Annotated in this window: 22 protein-coding genes and 1 pseudogene; 8 read left to right on the top strand and 15 right to left on the bottom strand. The window is 50.3% G+C overall.

Annotated elements, in window-relative coordinates; all coding sequences use genetic code 11:
- The first annotated feature begins 347 nt into the window (after positions 1-347).
- From xylF to xylR, 4 genes are all read left to right on the top strand, one after another.
- Entirely contained in the window at positions 348-1,340 is a 993-nt protein-coding gene (xylF, locus tag LG384_RS18360; protein ID WP_045448714.1) for a D-xylose ABC transporter substrate-binding protein, read from the top strand.
- Between the two features lie 109 nt (positions 1,341-1,449).
- Positions 1,450-2,991 (top strand): xylose ABC transporter ATP-binding protein, encoded by a 1,542-nt coding sequence (locus LG384_RS18355; RefSeq protein WP_048223063.1) that lies wholly within the window; start codon positions 1,450-1,452, stop codon positions 2,989-2,991.
- Complete coding sequence (gene xylH, locus LG384_RS18350) at positions 2,969-4,150, top strand: xylose ABC transporter permease XylH (RefSeq protein ID WP_045448717.1); 1,182 nt, start codon at positions 2,969-2,971, stop codon at positions 4,148-4,150. Before LG384_RS18355 ends, xylH begins: the two co-directional genes overlap by 23 nt.
- Before the next feature lie 80 nt (positions 4,151-4,230).
- On the top strand, positions 4,231-5,409 hold the full coding sequence (gene xylR / locus LG384_RS18345; protein ID WP_045448719.1) for a D-xylose utilization transcriptional activator XylR: 1,179 nt from the start codon (positions 4,231-4,233) through the stop codon (positions 5,407-5,409).
- Between the two features lie 69 nt (positions 5,410-5,478).
- Here xylR and LG384_RS18340 read toward each other — a convergent pair whose 3' ends face one another.
- Entirely contained in the window at positions 5,479-6,303 is an 825-nt protein-coding gene (locus tag LG384_RS18340) for a protein bax (protein WP_045448721.1), read from the bottom strand.
- A gap of 316 nt (positions 6,304-6,619) precedes the next feature.
- Between LG384_RS18340 and malS the strand changes: the two genes are divergently transcribed.
- Together malS and avtA are read left to right on the top strand one after the other, a co-directional pair.
- On the top strand, positions 6,620-8,650 hold the full coding sequence (gene malS, locus LG384_RS18335) for an alpha-amylase (protein ID WP_225761353.1): 2,031 nt from the start codon (positions 6,620-6,622) through the stop codon (positions 8,648-8,650).
- Between the two features lie 176 nt (positions 8,651-8,826).
- Positions 8,827-10,077: a valine--pyruvate transaminase gene (avtA, locus tag LG384_RS18330; protein ID WP_045448723.1), complete on the top strand. Its 1,251-nt coding sequence runs from the start codon at positions 8,827-8,829 to the stop codon at positions 10,075-10,077.
- Between the two features lie 36 nt (positions 10,078-10,113).
- On the opposite strand, the gene LG384_RS18325 is transcribed toward avtA, so the two are convergent.
- Positions 10,114-10,587 carry a 4Fe-4S binding protein gene (locus LG384_RS18325; protein WP_048223070.1) on the bottom strand — a complete coding sequence of 158 codons (474 nt, stop codon included), beginning with the start codon at positions 10,585-10,587 and terminating at the stop codon, positions 10,114-10,116.
- Between the two features lie 190 nt (positions 10,588-10,777).
- Here LG384_RS18325 and LG384_RS18320 point away from each other — a divergent pair.
- A pseudogene (locus tag LG384_RS18320) lies at positions 10,778-10,870 on the top strand (class II aldolase/adducin family protein); the annotation flags it as partial.
- 114 nt (positions 10,871-10,984) lie between these two features.
- Here LG384_RS18320 and LG384_RS18315 read toward each other — a convergent pair.
- Positions 10,985-11,725: a MipA/OmpV family protein gene (locus LG384_RS18315; RefSeq protein WP_045448744.1), complete on the bottom strand. Its 741-nt coding sequence runs from the start codon at positions 11,723-11,725 to the stop codon at positions 10,985-10,987.
- A gap of 121 nt (positions 11,726-11,846) precedes the next feature.
- On the opposite strand from LG384_RS18315, the gene LG384_RS18310 reads away from it, so the two are divergent.
- Positions 11,847-12,800: a LysR family transcriptional regulator gene (locus LG384_RS18310; RefSeq protein ID WP_045448746.1), complete on the top strand. Its 954-nt coding sequence runs from the start codon at positions 11,847-11,849 to the stop codon at positions 12,798-12,800.
- A gap of 29 nt (positions 12,801-12,829) precedes the next feature.
- On the opposite strand, the gene LG384_RS18305 is transcribed toward LG384_RS18310, so the two are convergent.
- The 12 genes from LG384_RS18305 to LG384_RS18250 all read right to left on the bottom strand — a co-directional run bounded on the left by LG384_RS18305 (position 12,830) and on the right by LG384_RS18250 (position 26,009).
- Positions 12,830-13,966 carry an HlyD family secretion protein gene (locus tag LG384_RS18305; RefSeq protein WP_045448747.1) on the bottom strand — a complete coding sequence of 379 codons (1,137 nt, stop codon included), beginning with the start codon at positions 13,964-13,966 and terminating at the stop codon, positions 12,830-12,832.
- A 5-nt stretch (positions 13,967-13,971) separates the two neighbouring features.
- Positions 13,972-14,295, bottom strand: a complete 324-nt coding sequence (locus LG384_RS18300) for a DUF3302 domain-containing protein (RefSeq protein WP_045448749.1) — start codon at positions 14,293-14,295, stop codon at positions 13,972-13,974.
- A gap of 220 nt (positions 14,296-14,515) precedes the next feature.
- Positions 14,516-16,054 carry an aldehyde dehydrogenase AldB gene (aldB, locus tag LG384_RS18295; RefSeq protein ID WP_045448751.1) on the bottom strand — a complete coding sequence of 513 codons (1,539 nt, stop codon included), beginning with the start codon at positions 16,052-16,054 and terminating at the stop codon, positions 14,516-14,518.
- A gap of 102 nt (positions 16,055-16,156) precedes the next feature.
- Positions 16,157-18,004 carry a selenocysteine-specific translation elongation factor gene (gene selB, locus LG384_RS18290; protein WP_200011277.1) on the bottom strand — a complete coding sequence of 616 codons (1,848 nt, stop codon included), beginning with the start codon at positions 18,002-18,004 and terminating at the stop codon, positions 16,157-16,159.
- The gene (selA, locus tag LG384_RS18285) at positions 18,001-19,392 is read right to left on the bottom strand and encodes an L-seryl-tRNA(Sec) selenium transferase (protein ID WP_225761352.1); all 1,392 of its coding nucleotides are present in this window, start codon (positions 19,390-19,392) and stop codon (positions 18,001-18,003) included. Before selA ends, selB begins: the two co-directional genes overlap by 4 nt.
- 201 nt (positions 19,393-19,593) lie before the next feature.
- On the bottom strand, positions 19,594-20,202 hold the full coding sequence (locus LG384_RS18280; RefSeq protein WP_045448754.1) for a glutathione S-transferase: 609 nt from the start codon (positions 20,200-20,202) through the stop codon (positions 19,594-19,596).
- Between the two features lie 84 nt (positions 20,203-20,286).
- Positions 20,287-20,574 (bottom strand): DUF202 domain-containing protein, encoded by a 288-nt coding sequence (locus LG384_RS18275; RefSeq protein ID WP_052369295.1) that lies wholly within the window; start codon positions 20,572-20,574, stop codon positions 20,287-20,289.
- Positions 20,565-20,945 (bottom strand): YidH family protein, encoded by a 381-nt coding sequence (locus LG384_RS18270; RefSeq protein ID WP_045448756.1) that lies wholly within the window; start codon positions 20,943-20,945, stop codon positions 20,565-20,567. The genes LG384_RS18275 and LG384_RS18270 overlap by 10 nt, the downstream gene beginning before the upstream one ends.
- Entirely contained in the window at positions 20,929-21,810 is an 882-nt protein-coding gene (locus LG384_RS18265; protein WP_045448758.1) for a MurR/RpiR family transcriptional regulator, read from the bottom strand. Before LG384_RS18265 ends, LG384_RS18270 begins: the two co-directional genes overlap by 17 nt.
- Positions 21,811-21,855: 45 nt before the next feature.
- Positions 21,856-22,719 carry a hypothetical protein gene (locus LG384_RS18260; RefSeq protein ID WP_075261818.1) on the bottom strand — a complete coding sequence of 288 codons (864 nt, stop codon included), beginning with the start codon at positions 22,717-22,719 and terminating at the stop codon, positions 21,856-21,858.
- A 10-nt stretch (positions 22,720-22,729) separates the two neighbouring features.
- Entirely contained in the window at positions 22,730-24,457 is a 1,728-nt protein-coding gene (locus LG384_RS18255) for a sulfatase (protein WP_045448762.1), read from the bottom strand.
- Between the two features lie 13 nt (positions 24,458-24,470).
- Positions 24,471-26,009: a PTS transporter subunit EIIC gene (locus LG384_RS18250; protein WP_045448763.1), complete on the bottom strand. Its 1,539-nt coding sequence runs from the start codon at positions 26,007-26,009 to the stop codon at positions 24,471-24,473.
- Positions 26,010-26,079 lie beyond the last annotated feature (70 nt).

Here is a 26,079-nt window from a genome sequence, read left to right as displayed (position 1 = left end):
GGTAATGCGGCGGGTGATTGATAATGTCGTAATATTGGGCACTCCCCACATATTGCTCAATTATGTTATTTCACACTGCTATTGAGATAATTCACAAGTGTGCGCCACTTCTCAAAATAAAAACCTTCAATTAAAAAAACGTTACTTATCAAAGATAAATGTAATCATGCTGGTCAATCATTTAAAATAAGATCCCGGTCATAAATTAGAAAATAAACCAAAAAACGTAACTGGAAGATAAAAATCTATAATTGCCTTCTGTGCATTACCTGTTAAAAATCTGCTACGTCTTACGCTGTGATTGTTACTTTTACTGTTGTCTATCCCCTACAAAAGGCATCACGATTATGAAGATGAAAAATATTTTACTCACTGTCTGTACCTCTCTTTTACTCACCAGCGTCGCAGGTCATGCCAAAGAAGTTAAAATCGGTATGGCAATTGATGATCTCCGTCTGGAACGCTGGCAGAAAGACCGCGATATTTTCGTCAGCAAAGCTGAATCTCTCGGGGCGAAAGTATTTGTGCAATCGGCGAATGGTAATGAAGAAACCCAAATGTCGCAGATTGAAAACATGATCAACCGAGGCGTTGATGTCCTTGTGATAATCCCTTACAACGGCCAGGTATTAAGTAACGTTATCAAAGAAGCAAAACAAGAAGGGATAAAAGTACTGGCTTACGATCGCATGATCAATGATGCCGATATCGACTTTTATATCTCTTTTGATAATGAAAAGGTCGGAGAATTACAGGCTCAATCATTAGTCAATATCGTACCACAAGGAAATTATTTTCTGATGGGCGGTTCACCAGTCGATAATAATGCGAAACTGTTCCGTGCCGGACAAATGAAAGTATTAAAACCGTATATCGACAGCGGAAAAATTAAGGTTGTGGGCGATCAGTGGGTTGACGGTTGGTTACCTGAAAATGCCTTAAAGATTATGGAAAATGCGTTAACCGCCAACAATAACAAAATTGATGCAGTGGTTGCCTCAAATGACGCAACGGCTGGCGGTGCGATCCAGGCGCTGAGCGCACAAGGGTTATCAGGAAAAGTCGCTATTTCCGGACAGGATGCAGACCTTGCAGGTATCAAACGCATCGTTGCTGGAACACAAACGATGACAGTTTATAAACCCATTACTCTGCTCGCTAATACTGCCGCAGAGATCGCAGTCGAACTCGGAAATGACCAACAGCCAAAAGCTGATTCCACGCTGAATAATGGCCTGAAAGATGTTCCTTCCCGGCTACTAACGCCAATTGACGTGAACAAAGACAATATTAACGAGACAGTCATCAAAGACGGATTCCACAAGAAAAGCGATCTATAAGCGTTATGCCCTCTGCAAAATCGGAGGGCAACAAACGTGGTTTCAAAATAGCCACGGGTATACGTGAACGTCCACGCAGGGTTCTCTTATTGGCTTATGTGGAGCAGTTATGCCATATCTTCTTGAAATGAAAAACATTACCAAGACATTCGGCGTAGTGAAGGCTGTTGATAACGTTAGCCTCAGGGTCAATGCTGGCGAAATCGTTTCACTATGCGGTGAAAATGGTTCAGGTAAATCGACATTAATGAAAGTGCTGTGTGGTATTTATCCACATGGAACCTACGAAGGCGATATCATTTTTTCCGGCGAAACCATAAGGGCCAGCCATATTCGTGATACCGAACGCAAGGGTATTGCAATTATTCACCAGGAATTAGCACTGGTTAAAGATCTGACCGTTCTGGAAAATATCTTCCTAGGCAGCGAAATCACCCTTAACGGTGTTCTTGATTACGACATGATGACGCTACGCTGCCAAAAATTACTCGCTCAGGTCAGTTTGTCTATCTCACCAGATACGCGCGTGGGCGATTTAGGTTTAGGCCAACAACAGTTGGTTGAAATTGCTAAGGCGCTGAATAAGCAAGTTCGGTTGCTTATTCTGGATGAACCTACCGCCTCGCTCACCGAGCAAGAAACCGCAATACTGCTGAATATCATACGTGACCTGCAGCAGCATGATATTGCCTGCATTTACATTTCACACAAACTGAATGAGGTTAAAGCCATATCAAATACCATTTGCGTTATTCGCGATGGTCAACACATCGGCACGCGCGATGCCACCAGCATGAGTGAAGACGATATTATCACCATGATGGTAGGCCGTGAGCTCACTGCGCTTTATCCCAGTGAGCCTCATACGGCGGGAGAAGAGATTTTACGGGTTGAACACCTGACTGCCTGGCATCCCGTAAATCGTCATATAAAGCGCGTCAACGATATTTCTTTCTCACTCAAGCGTGGTGAAATTTTGGGCATTGCCGGGCTGGTCGGCGCCGGACGCACCGAAGCCGTACAGTGTCTGTTTGGCGTCTGGCCGGGTCGCTGGGAAGGTAAGATATTTATCGAAGGCACTCAGGTGAATATCCGTAATTGCCAGCAAGCGATTGCTCAAGGTATTGCCATGGTGCCCGAAGACAGAAAAAGAGATGGCATTGTTCCGGTGATGGCGGTGGGAAAAAATATCACGCTGGCTGCGCTCGATAAATTTACCGGGGGTATGAGCCATCTTGATGATGCCGCAGAACAAAAATGTATTCTGGAATCTCTTCAACAGCTCAAAGTGAAAACATCATCTCCCGACCTTGCGATCGGGCGTCTGAGCGGAGGTAACCAGCAAAAAGCGATACTCGCCCGTTGCCTCCTGCTAAATCCCCGAATCCTCATTCTTGATGAACCCACCAGGGGAATTGATATCGGCGCCAAATATGAGATCTACAAACTGATCAATCAGCTCGTTCAGGAAGGGATCGCCGTGATTGTCATCTCTTCTGAATTACCTGAAGTTCTCGGACTGAGCGATCGCATCCTGGTGATGCATGAAGGAAAACTGAAAGCTAACCTGGTAAATCATAACCTGACTCAGGAGCAGGTGATGGAAGCCGCATTAAGGAGCGAACATCATGTCGAAAAACAATCCGTCTGAAGCGAAACTTTCAGCCCCACAGGCAAGCGGTTTCCCCGCAATTAAATCGCTTAACTTACAAGTCTTCGTCATGATTGCGGCAATCATCGTGATTATGCTGTTCTTCACCTGGACCACGGACGGTGCTTACCTGAGCGCACGTAACGTCTCTAACCTGCTGAGACAGACCGCGATTACCGGCATTCTTGCCGTTGGTATGGTGTTCGTGATTATTTCCGCCGAAATCGACCTTTCAGTTGGTTCAATGATGGGGTTGCTGGGCGGTGTAGCGGCGATCTGTGACGTCTGGTTAGGCTGGCCGCTACCGCTGACTGTGATCGTCACGCTGGTTCTGGGCTTACTCCTCGGTGCATGGAATGGATGGTGGGTAGCCTACCGCAAGGTACCGTCGTTTATTGTTACCCTCGCGGGTATGCTGGCGTTCCGCGGTATTCTTATTGGGATAACCAACGGGACAACGGTATCACCCACCAGCGCTGCAATGTCTCAGATTGGTCAGAGCTACTTGTCCGATGGCACAGGCTTTATCATCGGCGCTCTCGGTTTAATGGCGTTTATTGGCTGGCAGTGGCGCGGGCGTATGCGTCGTCAGACTTTAGGTCTTGAATCTCCCGCATCAACGTCGGTTGTGGGTCGCCAGGCATTAACCGCCATTATCGTATTAGGGGCAATCTGGCTATTGAATGATTATCGCGGTGTCCCTACTCCCGTGCTACTGCTGACGTTGCTGTTGCTCGGGGGGATGTTTATGGCAACACGAACCGCATTTGGTCGGCGGATCTACGCGATTGGTGGCAACCTGGAAGCCGCCCGCCTTTCCGGCATCAACGTTGAGCGCACCAAACTGGCCGTCTTTGCCATTAACGGTTTGATGGTTGCCATTGCCGGGTTAATTCTTAGCTCGCGACTTGGTGCAGGCTCTCCTTCTGCCGGAAACATTGCCGAGCTGGACGCCATTGCCGCATGTGTGATTGGAGGAACCAGCCTGGCGGGAGGGATCGGAAGTGTTGCCGGTGCCGTCATGGGCGCATTTATTATGGCATCTCTGGATAATGGAATGAGTATGATGGATGTTCCCACCTTCTGGCAGTATATAGTGAAAGGGGCGATTTTATTGCTGGCGGTATGGATGGATTCAGCAACTAAACGCCGCGCCTGAATTTAAGAAGTGGGTGAGTCGCAATGCCGGTTAATGCAACCGGCATTGTCTTTTCTACATGATTCAGCAGGAAAAGAACCATGTTTGATAAACGTCATCGCATCACGCTGTTATTTAATGCCAATAAAGCTTACGACCGCCAGGTTGTTGAGGGTGTGGGCGAGTATTTACAAGCATCACAATCAGAGTGGGATATCTTTATTGAGGAAGATTTTCGTGCTCGCATTGATAACATCAAAGAGTGGTTAGGGGATGGCGTCATCGCCGACTACGACGACGATGACATCGCGCAACTGCTTGCTGACGTCGACGTTCCCATTATCGGTGTCGGTGGCTCCTACCATCTTCCTGAGCATTATCCACCAGTCCATTACATCGCCACCGATAACCATGCTCTGGTAGAAAGCGCCTTTCTGCACTTGAAAGAAAAAGGGATTAACCGCTTTGCGTTCTATGGCCTCCCCGCCTCCAGCGGCAAGCGCTGGGCCGCAGAACGTGAATATGCGTTTTGCCAGTTGGTTGCAGAAGAGAAATACCGTGGCGTAGTGTATCAGGGCCTGGAAACCGCACCTGAATACTGGCAGCACGCTCAAAACCGGCTGGCGGACTGGCTACAAACCCTGCCGCCACATACCGGTATTATTGCCGTCACAGATGCGCGTGCTCGACATGTTCTACAGGCCTGCGAGCATCTGCACATCCCGGTACCAGAAAAGCTGTGTGTTATTGGTATTGATAACGAAGAACTGACCCGCTACCTGTCGCGGGTGGCATTGTCATCTGTTGCGCAGGGGGCAAGACAAATGGGGTATCAGGCAGCCAAACTACTGCACCGACTGCTGGCCAACGAAGAGATGCCTCTACAGCGCATCCTGGTCCCTCCCGTGCGCGTTGTTGAGCGTCAGTCTACAGACTATCGATCCCTCACCGACCCTGCTGTCATCCAGGCCATGCATTACATTCGCAATCATGCCTGTAAAGGAATCAAGGTTGATCAGGTGCTGGACTCTGTTGGGATTTCGCGTTCGAATCTGGAGAAGCGGTTTAAAGAGGAGGTCGGAGAGACCATTCATGCCGTGATCCACGCTGAAAAGCTGGAAAAAGCACGCAGTCTGTTAATTTCCACTACATTATCAATAAACGAGATTTCGCAGATGTGCGGCTATCCGTCCTTGCAGTACTTCTATTCTGTCTTCAAGAAGGAGTACGACACAACGCCGAAAGAGTACCGCGATCGATACAGTGAGGTATTGTTGTAGTCGTGCCAGAGGAGGCTGAGCTTAACAGGTCTACGCATTCACCACGCAGGCCTGTTAAAGCAAAGCTGCTTACATATGCGCAGCGATTAAGCGCTGATTATCCTGGTACATAGCGAACAGATAGTTATTGTAGCTCTGCCCTTTAGTGGAATAACCCTTCAGCTTATGGATCATCGCGGTTGCCGTAACTTCCTGATCGGCTTTACGCAACTGAGCGCGAGATTTACGGAAGGAAGAGTAAGCCGGATGCGTATTCAGGTTAATGACATAGGCATTTACCGACTCTTTCACCGATTCAAACTGTGAGTAACCTTTCACCTTGCCCGGTGCATTATTACAACGACCTTTACCGCATTTCATGCCAAACAGGTTGTTATTGCTACGTGCCAGCTTAGACGTTCCCCAGCCACTTTCTGCTGCGGCCATCGTTGCCACCATGCTGGTTGGGATAATGTCTACACGCTCAAGCAGCGTATTCCACGGAATTTTACGCGTGTTACCAGACCAGTTAACCTTGTAACGTTTGGCGATATCTTTCATACGCGCACGTTCAGTCGGCGACCAGCGATTCTGGTACTGCTTTGAAATCAGCCAGTTACGTTCAGCAGTAATGGCAGCATTTTGACTGGTAATAAAAGGCATAACCGTCCGGAGAAACGCTTTTTTTCTAGGTGTTCCGGAAGGGTATTTTCGCAAATCAGGAAGTGAACTGCTCTTTGCACTATTGCGAGAATACTCTTGTTTACTGCTTACCTGTTTAATACTTGTCTTGGTTATGTGGGACTTCTGACTCGTTGTCGTCGTGTGCGTCTTTGCCAGCACCTCACCCGAAAATGCAATGGTGAGTAACATGAGAATCATTGCCCCATATCGTCGAATGGGAGTCAATATCATTAGGTCTCCTGGTCGGATTTATACATTCCAACACCTTATATTTTTCACAAAAATGAGAGATGAATCTCAAATCATATCAAAAATAGCCGTCAAGAGCACCCAAAGGAATAGTCCAATTCTGAAACTATGTCACGCACTAGCGGTTAAGATTGTCATTAATTCGAAGAAAATGTGGTGGTTATCGCAAAATACGTGCGTTTTTTGCACTTGATCGCTCACCCTCACTCCTCATCCTGACGGAATGCGCTCAAGGGATGAGTTTCTGGCCCCATTTCACTGGCAAACTGGCGAAAATCGCAGCATCAAGGACAGCATTATGAAAATGGCCGCCGTTGCGCTGGCACTCTTGCCCGGCATTACAATCGCCTCAACATGGACTGCTCAAGGCTTCCCTGTCTTCGAAACAGAAGGTACGGGTAAGTTTGTCAGCCATGCAGCGTTGACGAAGGGTACTCGTCCTTTAATCCTAAATTTTGACCAACAGTGCTGGCAGCCAGCCAATACCATAAAACTCAACCAGATGCTGTCACTGAAACCCTGTGAGGGCACACCACCACAGTGGCGTTTATTCAAAGACGGCAATTACACGCTGGAAGTTGATACCCGTTCCGGAACACCGACGCTGATGCTCTCGGTAAAAAACGCTGCAGAACCCATCACCGCTCAGATTCAACAATGTCCAAAATGGAATGGTTCGCCGCTGACGCTGGACGTAAGCCAGACCTTTCCTGAAGACACCGTCGTACGCGATTACTACAGTCAGCAAACAGCTACCGTAAAAAACGGGCAGATTACATTGCTGCCTGCCGCAACCAGCAACGGCCTGTTATTGCTCGAGAGAGCAGAAACGAACGCACCCGCCGCATTCGACTGGCATAACGCCACGGTCTATTTCGTGCTGACGGATCGCTTTCAGAACGGCGACCCAACCAACGACTACAGCTACGGTCGCCATAAAGATGATATGCAGGAAATTGGGACGTTTCACGGTGGCGACTTACGCGGCCTCACCAGCAAACTGGAATATCTGCAACAGTTAGGGATCAATGCTCTATGGATCAGCGCACCATTTGAGCAAATCCACGGTTGGGTTGGTGGCGGCACAAAAGGAGATTTTCCCCACTACGCTTATCACGGCTATTACACCCAGGACTGGACCACACTTGACGCCAATATGGGCAACGAAGCAGATCTGCGCGCACTGGTGGATGGCGCACATCAACGCGGCATCCGTATTTTGTTCGATGTCGTCATGAACCACACCGGTTACGCCACGCTTGCGGATATGCAGGAATATCAATTTGGCGCATTGTACTTATCAGGTGATGAGCTAAAAAAAACGCTCGGGGAACGCTGGACGGACTGGAAGCCTGCCGCCGGGCAAAGCTGGCACAGCTTTAATGACTACATTAATTTCAGCGATAAAGCCGCATGGGAAAAATGGTGGGGGAAAAACTGGATCCGCACCGACATTGGCAACTACGACAACCCGGGTTTTGACGACCTGACCATGTCACTGGCCTTCCTGCCCGATCTTAAAACTGAATCCACCACACCTTCCGGCTTGCCGGTGTTCTACAAAAACAAACCAGACACTCGCGCCAAAGCTATCGCGGACTATACGCCACGGGATTATTTGACCCACTGGCTCAGTCAGTGGGTACGAGACTACGGTATTGACGGATTCCGGATCGATACAGCCAAGCACGTCGAACTTCCCGCCTGGCAGCAACTGAAAATACAGGCCAGCGCAGCGTTGGTTGAATGGAAGCACGCTAACCCTGACAAAGCGCTGGATGATAAATCCTTCTGGATGACTGGCGAAGCATGGGGACACGGCGTCATGCAAAGTGATTATTACCGCCACGGCTTCGATGCAATGATTAATTTTGATTACCAGGAGCAGGCAGCCAAAGCTGTCGACTGCCTGGCCAATATGGATCTCACCTGGCAGCAGATGGCGGAAAAATTGCAGAGTTTCAATGTACTCAGCTATCTTTCATCGCACGATACGCGTCTGTTCCGCGAAGGTGGGGATAAAGCCGCCGAGCTGTTGCTGCTGGCTCCGGGGGCAGTACAACTCTTCTATGGTGACGAATCCGCCCGTCCTTTTGGACCAACCGGTTCTGATCCATTGCAAGGCACGCGCTCAGATATGAACTGGCAGGACATTAACGGGAAATCAGCCGCCAACGTCGCACACTGGCAGCGAATCAGTCAGTTCAGAGCCAGACATCCTGCCATCGGCGCAGGAAAACAAACCACGCTCACATTACAGCAGGGATATGGATTTATACGCGAACATAGCGACGATAAAGTGATGGTTGTTTGGGCAGGCCAGCCCTGATCCCACCGAGCTTCCCGTACCGAATAGTGCGGGAAGCCGGATGCAATATAAAAAACCAGCCATTCAAAAATCTGCAGCACAAAACATCAATTCGGACTTCGGGACCTGATTTGCACCCTGCCATAGGGAGCGTTATGGTTAGCCACTTTAATACTGAGTTCGACAGACCACCTGCTATGACATTCTCACTTTTTGGCGACAAATTTACCCGCCATTCAGGCATCACACGCCTGATGGAGGACCTCAACGACGGTTTACGTACCCCCGGTGCCATCATGCTCGGCGGCGGCAATCCGGCGCAAATCCCGGAGATGCAGGATTACTTCCAGACTCTGCTGGCAGAGATGCTGGAAAACGGCAAAGTCACTGATGCGCTTTGCAATTATGACGGTCCACAAGGTAAAACCGAGCTACTGTCTGAGCTGGCGAAACTGCTGCGCGAACAACTGGGCTGGGATATCGAACCACAAAATATTGCACTGACAAATGGCAGTCAGAGCGCGTTTTTCTACTTATTCAATCTCTTCGCAGGACGCCGCGCTGACGGAACCACCCGAAAAGTGTTATTCCCCCTGGCACCGGAATACATTGGCTACGCCGATTCAGGGCTGGAAGAGGAGCTCTTCGTGTCGGCACGGCCGAACATTGAGCTGTTACCGGAAGGCCAGTTCAAGTATCACGTTGATTTTGAACACCTGCACATTGGTGAAGAGACAGGCATGATTTGCGTGTCGCGTCCAACCAACCCCACTGGTAATGTGATCACTGACGAAGAGTTGATGAAACTGGATCGTCTGGCCAACCAGCACGGTATCCCGTTGGTGATTGATAACGCCTATGGCGTCCCGTTCCCCGGTATTATTTTTAGCGAAGCACGCCCGCTGTGGAACCCAAACATTGTGCTGTGCATGAGCCTTTCCAAGCTCGGCCTGCCAGGCTCCCGCTGCGGCATTATTATCGCTAATGAGAAAATCATCACCGCCATCACCAATATGAACGGCATTATCAGCCTGGCGCCTGGCGGTATGGGACCGGCGATCATGTGCGAGATGATTAAGCGCAACGATCTGCTACGTCTGTCAGAGACCGTTATCAAGCCGTTTTATTATCAGCGCGTTCAGGAGACAATTGCGATCATTCGTCGCTATTTATCCGAAGATCGCTGCCTGATTCATAAACCAGAAGGGGCAATTTTCCTGTGGTTGTGGTTTAAGGATTTACCGATCTCCACCGAACTGCTGTATCAACGCCTCAAAGCGCGCGGTGTCCTGATGGTTCCCGGCGATTACTTCTTCCCGGGGTTGGATAAGCCCTGGCCACATACCCACCAGTGCATGCGGATGAACTACGTTCCGGATCCGGAAAAAATCGAGGCTGGCGTGAAAATTCTGGCAGAAGAGATCGAACGCGCCTGGCTTGAAGGCTGACAGAAAACCCGACCGGAATACAGGTCGGGCTTCGCATTACAACGGCTGGGAACGCAGACGCTGCTGCTGAATCTTATTGGCATCCATACACTGCAACGCACTGGTTGGGCAGGCTTCAACACACGCCGGGCCAGCTTCACGATGCCAGCACAGATCGCATTTAATCGCCTGCACCCGTAACGTATGCGCGACAACATTCATCGCCCCGAACGGGCAGGCCAGCATGCAGCTTTTACAGCCGATACAACGTTCCTGTTCTACGAAGATATGCCCATGTTCGCGACGAATAGCGTGAGTTGGGCAGACATTGGCACAGGGAGCATCTTCACATTGATGACAGGCGACCGCAGTGGTAAATGCGTTGTCTTTAATGACCTGAATGCGTGGGACAAACGCGTCGGAGGAGATCGTCGCACAATCCTGGTTTTCCTGATGAGATACCACACAGGCAACTTCGCAGGTTCGACACCCAATACATTTCGCCGCATCAGCCATAATAAACCGGTTCATTGCCCTCTCCCTCTGCGTTAAAACCACAGAGTGCCAGAGAGCGCGCCCCGGCTGCCTTGATCAGACAGGGGAATCGGTTAAATTTTGTCAGGTGCCTGAACGACTACGGGTAAACGCCTAATCGCGAACGGTAAAGCCCATCGCTGAATAATCGATATAAGCGCGGGTAAGCAGAATACAGGTCCCGGCGGCGGTATTAGTGCATTCGCACGGGCCGTTTACCTGGGGTAAAAATGCTGCTGACGCCGTACATAACGCCGTGGTTCTTGAGGAATGCGCCTATTACAGACGCTGCAATCATATAGCTGTAATGATATGACGGATGGCGACTGTTAGTGCTATCCGTCAAAGCATCATGAAAAGATTACCCTCTTCCGTGAGGGCAAACGGGTGAGAATCAGAAACGCCAGCTCACCCCTGACAGGAAAGTGAAGCTGTCGTCGCGATCGACCATTGGGCTATTCTTAATATCGTCTGGTAGCACGCTATAATTGGCGCTGGCCAGCAACGTCAGGTTTGTGGTTAACGCATATTTTGCGGACAGGCCGACATAAGGTGTCCAGCTATCGCCAGGGGAAAAGCTTGATAACCCGCTACGCCGAGATTCACTGCCAGACACGCCGTAGTAATATTCGTTGAAATTCTCGTCATAGTAGAGAACGCCAATGGCCGGGGTGAGCGTCAGTCTGTCCATCGGCATTTGGCGGAACAGAGACACTTCTCCAATCCAGCCATTGCTGTTGTCCAGAACATCCGCTGCAGCAGAAACTTTTACGCTGCCCCAATTCTCATGGTGATACCACGCAGCCCCTGCCATCGCAGTACTGTCGCGCTTGTCCAGTTGCTTCATAGCATGATCATCGTTATCAGCGGGATCAAACTCAAGCGGCATCCATGAGGCAGTAATGCTAAATTCATTACTTTTACTCTTGGACAGAATATAGCCTAACGTTGTTTGTCTAAAATAGAATGATTCACTTTCATAACTGACAAGCGGTACTGCGTGAACATTATCATTATATCCACGATAAGGAGATTCATTATATACAGCCCCACCGCCAATAGAAAATTCTGCGGCTGTTGCACTAGCCATAAAAGAAAAGGCAAATAGCGCCACAATATTGCGTTTAATTAACATGCCAACATTCCATTTTAAAATAAGCTACAAAGCGCCAGCATAATAATGCTTACAATTTCATCAGTGCAAGATTCATATTTATATAGTAATATATAAATTCATATATATATTGGGTTTGGCGATGAATAAATTACAACTCAAACACCGGGAGCTGAAGATTATCTCTGTCATTGCTGCCAGTGAAAATATCAGCCATGCAGCGACTGTTCTCGGCATCGCGCAAGCCAACGTCAGCAAGTATCTCGCTGAATTTGAATCAAAAGTTGGGTTAAAAGTATTTGATCGAACCACCCGACACCTGACCCTCACGCCTTTTGGCACAGCGCTACTCCCTTACATCAATGACATGTTGGACAGAAACGATCAGTTGAATAATTTCATTGCTGATTATAAGCATGAAAAACGTGGTCGGGTAACGGTATATGCGCCTACGGGGATTATTGCTTACTTATCGCAGCATGTTATTGCCAAAATACAGAATATCGGTGGTATTACTCTTTCTCTAAAAACATATAATCTGGAACGTAAAGCATTTTATGAGGGCGCCGAATTCCCTGATGACTGTGATATTTTAATAAGTTATGCACATCCTAAAGATGAATCACTGGTTGCCAGTTTCATTACTAAATATGCCGTCACGGCTTTTGCCAGCGAGGAATATCTCAAAAAACATCCTATTACCAGTCCTGAAGAGCTGGAGCACCACTCCTGTATTCTAATTGATTCAATGATGATTGATGATGCTAATATTTGGCGATTCACCTCAGCCGAAGGTAAAGAGATACAAGATTATCGCGTGACGGGAAATTACGTCTGCGACAATACGCAGTCAGCGCTGGCGCTGGCCCGTAACCATCTGGGTATTGTTTTTGCGCCGAATAAAAGTGTGCAAAAAGAAACGCAGTCCGGGTTGCTGGTTCCTTGCTTCTCTGAGCAACATAAATGGTGGCTGGATCTCGTGGCTATTTTCCGTAAGCGCGAATATCAACCCTGGCGCGTACAGTTTATTCTTGATGAGATGTTAAATGAGATACGCCAACAGCTTACTCAGGCGCAACAGCAGCAACCTGAGTAGGCAAAAATGGCAAGCAGAACAGCCTACGCTTAGTGGTCGAGATACAGGTAATGCACCCAACTGGTCATTCGTAACAGCACCTTGCGCATCACTGACACGTGGGCAAAATGGTCAGAATAGACGGCTACCTGTGCATAAATACCATCAGGCAAAGCGTTTAAATCTTCATTTTCATTCAGATCTATCGTAGCAATAACGCCTTCAGAACCGGGGGTGGAGTTTAAGGATTGTAGCGTCCCATTTGACTGGTACGTACCACCTGGAACCGCAGGGCTAATCGCCGTCAACTTACCGCTAAATACCTTACCCGGCAGCGCATTAAACACCACTTCAGCTTCATCGCCCGGTTCCAGTCTCAGCAGCGAGTTTTGACGGAACTGGGCAATAATTTGCCGTTTTTGGTCTGGAATAAAGACCATTACCGGACGCATAGGCAGAGCTGCGGCATAGGTACCCGGTCGAATCAGCACCTGCGTGATATAACCATCGCTGGGCGCCCGTACCACAGTTTGCTCAAGGTTAAATTCGGCTTCTGCCAACTGGGCTTTCAGGCTGGCAATTTGTGAATGTTCCCCCAATACCATGCTGTCTAACTGACTCTGTATTTGCTGTTGCTCTGCGACGGATGATTTCACTGACGCTTCCTGCGCCAGATAGTTCTGCCGCGCCGCATCGATGTCGCGTTCAGAAAAAGGATTCACCTTCGCCTGGCTACCCTGCGCATAGCGCTGGTAATCTTTCGCCAGCTTGTCGCGCGTGGCTTTTGCCTGTTGCGTGTTAGCCTTCATTTCATCTAACTGCGCGGCAAGAGCCTGCTCTTTATGCTGTGCCGTCACAATATCAGCTTTCAGGCGGTCAACCCTCGCCTGATAGCGACCAGGGTTAAGTTTAAACAGGACCTCGCCTTTTTTGATTAGCGTATTCTTCTTATCCGTCACTTCTGTTACTACACCCGTTACCTGAGGCACTACGGGAATAGAAACCACTGCTTTTTGCGCCTTAAATGTATACGGATGGTTATAATTCATCAGTAATATAAGTCCACAAACAATAAATATGCCGCCCAATGCTGCTGTTGGTACGGTCCATTTATTTACAGGGATTTTAAATATTTTAAATATCGACCATGCGCACGCCACATAGGTCAGAACGATCAGTAAATCCATCAATATTACTCCGCCGGGGAGGTCTTAACCTCGGCCAGTTTCTTTTCCAGATCGGCTACCCGTGCCTGAAGCTGGTTAAGGGAAGGATCAGCACTCTGCATACCCCACCCTCGCTCCGGGCGATAAAGCGTTGCCCAGATCCATAAAAATGGCCAAATAACATGCAAAGTAAACAAACTTACCCAGCCCGCAACATGTATTGCATCGGCATGAGGATGGTTACGTTTTTTTGCAATCAGATAGGGAATATCATGCAGAATAATAACCCCATAAAAAATAACCAGGAATACAAAAATAAGCACTCCTAATGCAAAATAATCAAGAAACATATTTGCCTCAGGGATTTAAATTAATAAATTTGTCTGCTATTTGTTTTAAACAATAGAGTTAAGAATAATAGATGAACGACCAGAACGTATGCAATTCTCTTATTTATATAACGATATATGGGTTTCTATATACTCTAAATATTTCGGGCTGCAGGAAGACGAAAAGCATAACGATATGCCCGGTATCGCTTAGCGATACCGGGCAATGATTGAGGGGAATTTAAAACAGTCCCAGCGGTTTATCAGAGTAGCTCACCAGCAGGCACTTGGTCTGCTGATAATGCTCCAGCATCATTTTGTGGGTCTCGCGTCCAATGCCTGATTGTTTATAGCCGCCGAACGCCGCATGTGCCGGGTAAGCATGATAGCAGTTGGTCCATACACGCCCCGCCTGGATACCACGCCCCATCTTGTATGCCAGATTGCCGTTACGGCTCCAGACGCCAGCACCAAGTCCATACTGAGTATCGTTAGCGATTTCCAGCGCTTCCTCCATGGTTTTAAAGGTCGTGACAGCCAGCACCGGACCAAAGATCTCCTCCTGGAATACGCGCATATTGTTCTTACCGTACAGAATGGTCGGCTCGAGGTAATATCCCTCTTTTAACTCTCCATCCAGCTGCTTACGCCGCCCGCCGGTCAGCACATCAGCACCTTCTTTTTTACCAATATCGATATAGTTGAGGATGGTTTCCAGTTGACCATGCGAAACCTGCGCCCCCATCTGCGTTACGCTATCAAGCGGGTTACCGCTGCGGATACTCTCCACGCGGCGAATAGCACGCTCCATAAAACGCTCGTATATAGATTCCTGCACCAGCGCACGGCTCGGGCAGGTACACACTTCGCCCTGGTTAAAGGCAAACAGTGCAAAACCTTCCAGCGCTTTGTCAAAGAACGCATCTTCTTCATCCATCACGTCAGCAAAGAAGATATTGGGCGATTTGCCGCCCAGCTCCAGCGTAACAGGAATGATGTTTTGCGTTGCGTACTGCATGATCTGCTGACCCACTTCCGTTGAGCCGGTAAACGCCACTTTCGCAATGCGTTTTGACGTTGCCAGATACTCGCCAATTTCTCCACCAGCACCGTTGACCACGTTCACCACGCCTGGCGGCAGCAGATCTCCGATCACTTCCATTAGCAGCAGTACGGACAGCGGTGTCAGGCGGGCAGGTTTCAGCACCACGCAGTTGCCTGCCGCCAGGGCAGGCGCCATTTTCCAGCTCGCCATCAACAGCGGAAAGTTCCACGGGATAATCTGCCCAACCACGCCCAGGGGTTCATGGAAGTGATACGCCACCGTATCGCTGTCGACTTCACTGATCCCCCCTTCCTGCGCACGAATACAGGAGGCGAAATAGCGGAAATGGTCAATTGCCAGTGGTACGTCAGCAGCACTGGTTTCGCGAATGGGTTTACCGTTGTCCCAGGTTTCTGCGGTCGCCAGCAGCTCGAGATTTTGCTCCATTCGATCGGCTATTTTGAACAGAATCGCCGCACGATCCTGCACGGAGGTATGCGCCCATTTATCTTTTACTTTGTGCGCGGCATCCAGTGCCAGATCGATATCCTTCTTGCCGGAAGAGGCCACTTCGCACAGTAATTGCCCGGTTACCGGTGTCAGGTTCTGGTAATACTCACCGTCCGCAGGTGCGACCCAGTCGCCGCCGATAAAGTTATCGTATCGAGCTTTTAACTTCAGAGGGTAACCATACTCGCCGGGATAAATACGCGTTGAAGGGGGGTTATTAGTCATGACCATCTCCTTGCTGTAGGGGTACTACAAAGGTAGATGGGGCTGGCGAATTATTCGCCAGCCTTTTACTGCTTTACGACAGCGGTCACGGATTAAATGACATCAACTCTTTTCGGGGAATAGCAACGCATCCCGCAGTAAATGATCATTGCCCCGACGACGGGTAAAACCGATGCGGTCAAAATATTCCAGAATCTGGATAGCCAGTTTACGTCCCACGTTAAGCCGATCGCGGAAATCGGCGGCGCACGTCGATCCTCTTTCCTGATCGAGTTCGCGGATCATATTAGCGAAGGCGACAATCCGATCGTTACGGTAATAGCGATCTTTAACGATCGCAGTAATGATGCCTTGCTGGGCTGCCTGTCGTAACGCCAAACGCATAGATTGCTCATCCGTGCCCGTCTCTTTCGCCAGATCCCGCACCCACCATGGTTCATCACCAAAAAGAGGTTCGACTTTTTGCCAGATCGCCTGCTGTTCATCGCTGAAACCAGCTTTATGATCCGGCAAATGCAGCCAACCATGATGGCTATGGATAGCACCGCTATCGCGCATTTTTTCAATCAGCAACAGCACCAGCGCTTCGTCTTCCATCGGCAAGGCCATACGCCGCAGACGCTCACGCCCCGGTCCTGGCTCATCGCGATGCTGCTCATGGTACGTTGCCAGTGTATCGAGGATTTTGCGCTGCCAGCGTGCTGCAACAGGCGCATTCAGCAGACTGTAGCCGGCCTGAATAAAGCCATGCTGCTCAATCAACGGACGCATACCGTTGCCATTGAGTTGCCGCGCCCACGCGAAATCAGGAATATTCACCGCCCCGCGCGTCAGATGTATTGCCAGCGCGTCGCCGTCATCCTGCGCATTTTCCAGTGCTGACAGCCACTGCAGGTATTCCGGCTTACGCTTGCCCCGACGCGGCGGGTTGAGCGTTACCACGCGGGCGCCAGCTAACGTGGTACGCGCAGAAATGTCACGCAGCACCAGTCTGTCGTTATCAGCCAGCCACAGCGGAGTATCAAAAACCAGTTCTGCCAGCGTTCCTTCGAGCAGAGAAATCCGCCCGGTAACGTGGCTGGCCGCGTGATGAATGTGTAACGGTTGCCACTGCATTAGCGGGGCCGAATGTTCTAAGGAAACAATGACACGGGTAAAAGCCTCCGGCGGCGCATCAGAAAGCAGCCAGTCACCACGGTTGAGCTGTTCTTTTTCAGCATCTCCGACAATATTCAGCGCAATACGCTGACCAGCGTGGGCATGCTCACAGGCCTGGTTCTGCGCATGCAGGCTACGCACGCGCATCGGTTTGTTAACGCCCGTCAGCCACAGCGAATCGCCCACATTGACTTCACCACTGAGCGCGGTACCTGTTACCACCAGGCCTGCACCTTTTACCGTAAAGGCACGGTCAATCGCCAGGCGGAAGCTGTGATTGCTGGCATGCTCGCGCGTAGGTAATTGCAGCAAATGGTCACGTAAGATATCGATCCCACGCCCTTCACTGGCGGCGGTCACAAAAAGTGCTGCATCCGCAAAACCATAGTTAGCCAGTGTTGTTTGGACCTCTGCACGCACCTCGTTAATACGCGCCTCATCCACGCGATCGGCTTTCGTCAGTGCCACAGTAAGCTGCGGATTACCCGTCAGTTGCAGGATCTGCAAATGCTCACGTGTTTGCGCCATCACGCCGTCATCGCAGGCAACCACCAGCAGAGCGTGGTCGATACCGCCGACCCCCGCCAGCATGTTGGACAGAAACTTTTCATGTCCGGGAACATCGATAAATCCAAGTACGCGTCCGTCAGGCTGCGGCCAGTAGGCATAGCCGAGATCGATGGTCATACCGCGCTTTTTTTCTTCTGGCAGGCGGTCGGCATTCACGCCGGTAATCGCCTGTAATAACGTCGTTTTTCCGTGGTCAACGTGTCCGGCGGTTGCAATAATCATTTCAGCATCATCTCCATAAACCGGGTCTCGTCTTCAAGACAGCGCAGATCCAGCCATAAGCGGCCATCATAAATCCGCCCAATGACCGGCACCGGTAGCTCGCGCCAGTGGGCGGCCAGCGCCTCAAGACGGCTACCGCGCCCGTCATGCGGGGTAAACGTTAATGCCGCACTGGGCAGCCGATCAACAGGTAGCGAGCCGCTGCCAATCTGCGACAAGCAAGGCATCACGTTCAGTGCGAACGTGTCGCCGTAATGTTCTTCCAGCCGCGCCTGTAATCGTTGTGCCTGAGCGCGGATGGCCTCTTCAGTACGGGTGAGCAAACGTAACGTCGGTAATTTCTCTGCCAGCACCTCCGGGTGCAGATAGAGCCGCAGCGTCGCTTCCAGTGCCGCCAGGGTCATTTTATCGGCCCGTAACGCGCGTTTCAGCGGATGGTGCTGTAATCGGGCAATCATCTCTTTCTTACCGACGATAATCCCCGCCTGTGGCCCGCCCAACAGCTTGTCGCCTGAGAAGCTGACCAGGCTTACGCCTGCGGCGATCAACTGCTGTGGCATTGGTTCCTTCGGCAAACCATACTGGCTGAGATCGACCAGCGAACCGCTGCCCAGATCCGCCACCACCGGAATATCCAGCTCCTGACCCATCACCGCCAGTTCCATCTCATCTACCGCTTTGGTAAAGCCTTCGATGCTGTAATTACTGGTATGCACTTTCATCAGCAGAGCTGTGTTTTCATTCACTGCCTGGCGATAATCACTGGCGTGGGTACGGTTGGTCGTGCCAACTTCACGCAACACACACCCAGCCTGGGACATGACATCCGGAATACGAAACGCACCGCCAATTTCCACCAGCTCACCGCGTGAAACCACCACCTCTTTGCCACTGGCGGTTGCGGCCAGCATTAACAGCACCGCTGCCGCGTTGTTATTTACGATACAAGCGTCTTCCGCCCCGGTAATGCGACATAGCAAATCCGCCAGGGCACGATCACGATGTCCGCGCCCTGCACCGTCCAGATCGTATTCCAGTGTGACCGGCGTACGCATAGCCTGCACAACAGCATCAATCGCTTCTTCCGCCTGCGATGCACGCCCAAGGTTGGTGTGCAGCACTGTCCCCGTCAAGTTGATAACCGGACGCAGCGCGCTTTGCGATTCCCGTTCCAGCCGGGTGCAGGCCTCTTGCGCCCAGTCGTTGCACCATGCCGGAAGCGCTTGTACATCGCGAATCGTTTCCCTGGCTTCGTCGAGCATATGGCGAAGCAGGTCAACCACCCGGGTGTGACCATGGGACTCACGCAAGGCTGAAAAGGCGCTATCGCGCAATAAACGATCGATAGCAGGAAGCTGGCTGTAAAGTGAACGCATGTCGGTTGTCATGAAAGGGCCTGGCTGTTGGTGGCCCTCTCCACCGTGGAGAGGGCTATCGATATAGGGAGGATTGTACCGTGACTTTACTCATGCGGACATACATACACAAAATCAATCAAGATGCGTCGAGGTGGCAAGAGAATGAATCCCCAGGGGCGAACGAACGTTGCCAACAAAGAGGCAGCTTGATGGATGAGATGTATATGCCTATCAAGCTTTCGGCGGCTCTGTGCGGGCAAAGCTTTCTCGCTGAAAGAGTGTTTCCACCAGTTTGACCAACCGCGGCCGGTCCACACACCAACCGGGTGCAATCCGACGAAAATTGAGATAGCCCACCGCGCAGGCAATGGCGATGGTTGCAAGGTTAACCGAGTCTGTTTTAAGCGTACCGTCTGCCAGATAACCTTCCAGCACATCCAGGCTGCGGGTAATTTTCTCGCGCTGGCGCAACAGTTCGGTTTCCGATTGCTGCGCACCAGGGCGGGCCTGTTCGCGAACAGAGACTAACCCAGCATCCATAACACCGTCAGCCAGTGCTTCAAGCTGACGAATCTTAAGTGCCGCCAGCGGTTCGCGCGGCAACATGGCGGGCGCAATATCCAGCAGCTCAATGTATTGCGCAATAATCGGGGAGTCGAACCAGAACTCTCCCTCATCGGTGACCAGCGCGGGTACTTTTCCTAACGGATTATATCGTGCTACGCCGTTTTCAGCGTTATAGGGGAGTTCGTTAACAAATTCGAAAGTGATGCCCTTTTCCAGCAACAGAATAGAAATTTTTCGCACAAAAGGGCTGGTGTAGCTGCCAATGAGTTTCATACCGTGTCCTTTTTGCCAACAAAAAAATAGACTGCGCCTCTGGTTGCCCATAAGCGAACAATTTGGGATACAGCCTAGTATGGCTCAGATGATTTCAAAAAGACGGCAAAGGAAGAGAAATCCCAATAACAGGCTACTTAATACGATTGAAAATGAGACATATAGCTTATTTTTACCGCGCTGATGTAACAGGATGATCGATGCGCAACTCATCAACAAAAAAGTCGCAATCGCATAAGGCCATTCACCAAAATGAAGCCATCCCCGCAGCGTTAATACGGCGGGTACCATCATTGAAAACGCGGTACGTCTCCAGGAAAGTGCCGTGCGTTCAGGCTGAAGTCCAGGATCGCGGTTGGCGCTTACCCCCACAGCATTATTCCCAGTAATACCGCCACAACAACAAGAAACAGAGACAACGCAAAGATAAAGCGGGTATAGCACAACTGGCTGTCCAGGCGCATAGCGTATTCATTATGCCGCCAGCGCCGCCACGCCAGACCACCAAGCAGGGCTCCGCCCATGACAAGAAATAATGCAAGGGAGTGGCGTAAACCAGGAGAGGAGAGCTGCGGAGAAAATTGATCAACGCCCACCGCACCCGCCATTAATGCCAGAGCGGTGCGGATCCAGGCAAGAAAAGTACGTTCATTGGCAAGTGTAAAACGATAATCGGGTTTTTTACCCGCCAGCCACCATTTACCAACAGGTTTTGGAGCAAAATCATTATCCTGAGGACTCACGTTTAATCCTTTCTTTTATCAACAACTCTTTAATCGACAATCCGGTCACTCCGCTATCCCGCAGGTTGTGACGCGTAATTTCGGTACATAAAAACTCGATAATAAACAACTGCGAAATACGCGTAGAAATTGAATCCCCTTGCATCGGCCCTGCTTCACCACTTGTCAGCCAGAATGTATTCGCCAGCTCGTTCAGCGGTGAGTGATGACTATGTGTTATCGCCAGGGTGTAAGCGCCCCTTTTTTGAGCCAGACGAAACGCATTGACTACTTCTGGCGTCTCTCCTGAATGGGAAAATGCGACCACCAGGTCGTCAGCCTTCAGATTGGCCAGCTTAAGGGTCATCGTGAAGCGATCGGTAAACGCTTCAGAGTCAATTCCCAGACGATTCATCTTGTCGCGCGCCTCCAGCGCTGCCAGTCCAGATGCGCCAAATCCAACGAACATCACGCGCCGGGCCGCTAAAAAGCGCTCAACAACGGGCTTCACCACTTTCATATCCAGCAGGTCAATCGTCTCCCGACTTGAGGTCTCAATCATCAAGGCGATTTTTTGTGCTACTTCGTTGCGCGAATCATCCAGAAAAATATCCGGTGAAGATGGCAATGACAGATCGCTTTCCGTCAGTAGTTCCCGCTTGAGATCAGCCTTCAGGTTCAGCAACCCGTCATAGCCCACTTTCTTACAAAAACGCACGATAGTCGCTTCACTGACGCCAATTTCCAGCGCCAGTTTCTTTACTGGTAGCTGCACGACCAGGCCCGGGTTTTGCAAAATATAACCGGCAATTTTTCCATCAGTATCCCCAAGGCTACCGAGGATGTTCGCAAGATAAACGCGCACGTTTTTTTTATTCACACTCATTACGGGCTCTCCTGACCGCGAGATAAGTCAGGTAGTTTATCCCGCTTACCGTCCGCTGTCTGCCGGGAACCTGACCGAGAGCCAATGGCTATGCTGCTCTCCTGCATTCAGCCATTGAATGCCTCTCTTATGCGCTATTTGTCCGTCAAAACAGGGATCGTCCGTGGTGCCAGATAAGGGTTCCACGCACAATAAATTCGCGCCAGGTATGCCCCACAGGGCCAGCCATTGCTGGTTTCCAGCAAAGACTATCTGTTCAACGCCATCCGGCGAGCAAACCGCCCAATGGTTATCATCACTCTGCGAAAAATAGACGGCACCATGGTTAAAGCTCTCCGGCAGAAGCGGAAATGCCGCGATACCGGGGGCATTATCGCTAATCTGCAATGTCCTCTTCTGCGTAGCAAACGGCCCCGTGCACACTGAATTGAATCGCACCGTCCAACCTGGTTCACTCGCTACAGGCAGTGCAAATCCTGGATGCCAGCCAGAGGAATAGCCCCACGTTTCATCACTTGTATTGAATACCGACCATGTCACACGTATACCGTCGGATTCTAGATACCATCCAATACGAACCTGCCAGGAAAATGGCCACACCTCGCGTGTGCTGGCCGTATCATGAGCTTCAATCACCAGGTGAGTTGCATCCTGCTCCACGCAGTCAAATATCTGATAACGCAGAAAACCGTGTGCGGAGAGCGGAAAAAAGCGCTCTCCCTGCCATAGCCCGTTATGGATAAGCTGGCCTACAACGGGGAAAAGCTGCGTCGCCGAGTTATTCCACACGTCTGGTTGCGGTTGCCATATCCAGTTGCGTTGGCCTTTGTTATCCCACAGCAAGCTAAGCTCCGCGCCGGTTGCCTGCACGGTCATACGAAAGCGGGCGTTTTCTAAATTCCATTCCACTTTCCCGTTCCTATGCCGTACGCAGTAATAAGCGCGTCTGGTAGACCATGGCGCGATGTTTATCACCGGTAAATAACTTATCGATTAATGCGAAAATATCAGCTTCATCAACACTGCACCCCACGGTCAGTTCCAATGCATCTTCGCTGCTGTTGCGGATCAAAAACGCCAATGCCTCTGCAACGCCAGGATGCGCACAGGCATACCCTGCGATCTGTTCATGTTGTCGTTGGATAAATTGCGCATCGCGCTCAGGCGTGAGTGGATCGAGTTCGAAGCGCGTATACAGTTCTGGCGGCGCATCATGCTGTTGCATCATGGGGATCAACGCGGCGGCATAGCGTTGAGATAAGGTTCCATCATTAAGTGGCTGAAACTGTCCCGGATCGTTTTTAACATCGAACAACTTATCGCCAAAGCGCCATGGATTAAGATAACCAAAGGTGGCGGGGATCTGCATCACCTGTACACCCTGGGTAAAATCGAAGCCCGGATGAATACGAATATCCTTTAGCTCATCAATTTTAAAAGGGCTATCAATACGCGTAGGCATCAACGTATATTCATACAGATTCGTTTTATTCTGCTCGCGCGGGCAGCGCATATAAACGTATTCACCATCGGTGATATTGATATGGCCACCAAAATAACCAAACAGCGCATAATCACGGATCGACTCATCACGTTCAATGGCCGGGCGCAGCGGTTTTCCTGTCATGGTTGCCGGGCGGGGAATATCAAAATATTCCAGTAACGTCGCCGGAATATCTATTGTCTGCGCCAGTGCGCTACGTCTGACACCCTGCGTTTTACTGCGCGGATCGCGGATAAAGAACGGCGTATTAGCGATTTCGTTATACACCGGCATGATATTTTTACCCCACCACTGGTGCTCCCCCAGCAGGAACCCATGGTCGGTACAGACGATAAACAGAGTGTCATCCCACAGATCCAGCGCCTTAAGTTTATCCATCACCTGACCAAGATAATCATCACACATGGTGATTAGCGCCTGATAAAACTTACGGACTTTCTGATCTTCTGACCCGCCAGGCGCTCCACAGTAATAGGGTACCCAGCCGTCGAATTCACCGGGTTTACAGCCATACTGCGCCAGGTACTTTTCAGGAACGAAGAACGGTTCGTGCGGATCAAAACACTCGATTTGTAAAAACCAGTTATCCTGGTGTTGGTTAGTTTCGAGAAACTCTATACCCGCGCTAATCGTGCGGTGGGTAAAATGTTCCTGCTGGGTAGGCATAGCAGCACGATTGATTAAATCCTGGGTCATACGTCCGGCACGACGACGAAGCGTCTCTTCATCCTCGTTGCCCTGCCAGTGGATTAGTGGCTTTTCAACCTGCCCTTTCCAGCAATCCCCCTCTTGCCCGCGAATAAACTCAAACGTGGAATAACGCGTATGATACGTCGCGCCACCGTCGCGCCAGTAGTGCTTATGGTCAGTAACCATATGTGTATGCACACCATTCTGACGCAACGATTGCATCGCCGAGAAATCAAAAGGTTCCAGCGGTCCCCAGCTACGATGCAGAAAATTATAGCGCCCGGTATGCAGCTCACGTCGTGCGGGCATGCAAGGCATGCTCCCTACGTAAAAGTTATCGAACTGGGCGGACTCCTGCGCCAGACGCGTAAAATTCGGCGTTATCGCATCACCGCCATAGGGCGCAAGGTGATTACGGGTTAGGGTGTCGAACATCAACATAACTGCTTTCATAAGACCGCTCTCTCTATGAACCGATAAATTCTTCAATTTCGTTTTTAATCAGCGTGACATGAGGTCCATAAACAACCTGTACGCCCTGACCGCGAATGAATGCGCCTTTACTGCCAAGCTGTTTGAAGTCATCCAGCCTCACCTTCTCCGGCTCATTTACAGTGATACGCAAACGAGTTGCACAGCAGTCCACATCGACAATATTGCTGCGACCGCCTAACGCCTCAACGATCCCGGCAGCACGTGCATCCGTTGCCACGTTCACGACCGGCGTTTCTTCGCTTTCATCTTCACGACCCGGCGTTTTCAATTGCCGCCATTGAATGATGAAACGGAAGGTAAAGTAATAGACGCTGAACATCACAACACCCAGCGGCAGCATGTAAACCCAATTGGTTTTGGCGTTCCCCTGCAACACCCCAAAAAGCAGGAAGTCCACCAGCCCACCGGAGAATGTCTGACCGACCGTAATCTCCAGGATATGCGTCAGCATGAATGCCACACCGGTTAAGACGATATGCACGGCGTAAAGCAGCGGTGCGCAGAACATAAATGCGAACTCGAGTGGTTCGGTAATCCCGGTCACGAATGCGGTCAATGCGGCAGAAAGCATCAAGCTGGCGACTTTCTTTTTGTTTTCCGGTTTTGCACAGTGATAGATCGCCAACGCAGCACCCGGCAGACCAAACATGAAATCGGCAAAGCGTCCGGCCATAAAGCGTGAAACACCAATGTAGTACTGCGTTACCGAAGGATCGGCCAGTTGAGCGAAAAAGATATTCTGTGTGCCTTCGACGACATGGCCATTAACAACGGCTTCACCACCGACGCTCGTTAACCAAAATGGCATGTAGAAAAGATGATGTAACCCCAGAGGGATCAGGCATTTGAGGATCATGCCGTAAATTAACGTACCAAGATAACCGGTCTTTTCAACAAGAATGCCAAGGTGAGAAATCCCTGCCTGCACGTGCGGCCAGACCCAGAACAGCGCAACGCCAAGAAAGATGGCAAAGAACGACGTCATTATGGGGACAAAGCGCGAACCGCTAAAAAATGCCAGCATATTAGGTAGCTGAGTTTTTCCATACCGGCTATGTGTCCAGGAGGTTAGCAACCCACACATCACCCCACCAAGCACACCGGTTTGCAGCGTCGTGATCCCCAGAACACTCGCCTGCCCGGCAGCGGCGAGATTTTCTGTCGCCAATGTTCCCGTCAGCAGCAACAGCGCATTGATTGCTTTATTCATCACCAGAAAGCAAAGGACTGCTGCCAGACCCGCAGTGCCTTTGTCACTGCGCGCCAGTCCCACGGCAATACCGACGGAAAATAGCAGTGATAAGTTATCAAACACGACACTACCGCAAAGTCGCATAACGGTAAAAATAGCCTGCACAATCTCATTGTTGAGGAAAGGGTAGGTCGAAATGGTCACTGGGTTGGTAAATACGCCGCCAAATCCCAGTAACAACCCCGCAGCGGGGAGAATGGCAATTGGCAACATAAACGACTTACCCAGATTCTGTGCTCCAGAAAATAATCTGCTCATACGAATCCCTGATACTGGCGAATGAAGTTTTAATTTCACGATTAACATGCTTTAATGAAATTATTGTTCC

The organism is Citrobacter sp. Marseille-Q3906 (assembly GCF_916618775.1).
Lineage (GTDB): Bacteria > Pseudomonadota > Gammaproteobacteria > Enterobacterales > Enterobacteriaceae > Citrobacter > Citrobacter murliniae.
The sequence above is the reverse complement of the archived record's forward strand: the minus strand, read 5'-3'. Positions and strand labels throughout refer to the sequence as shown.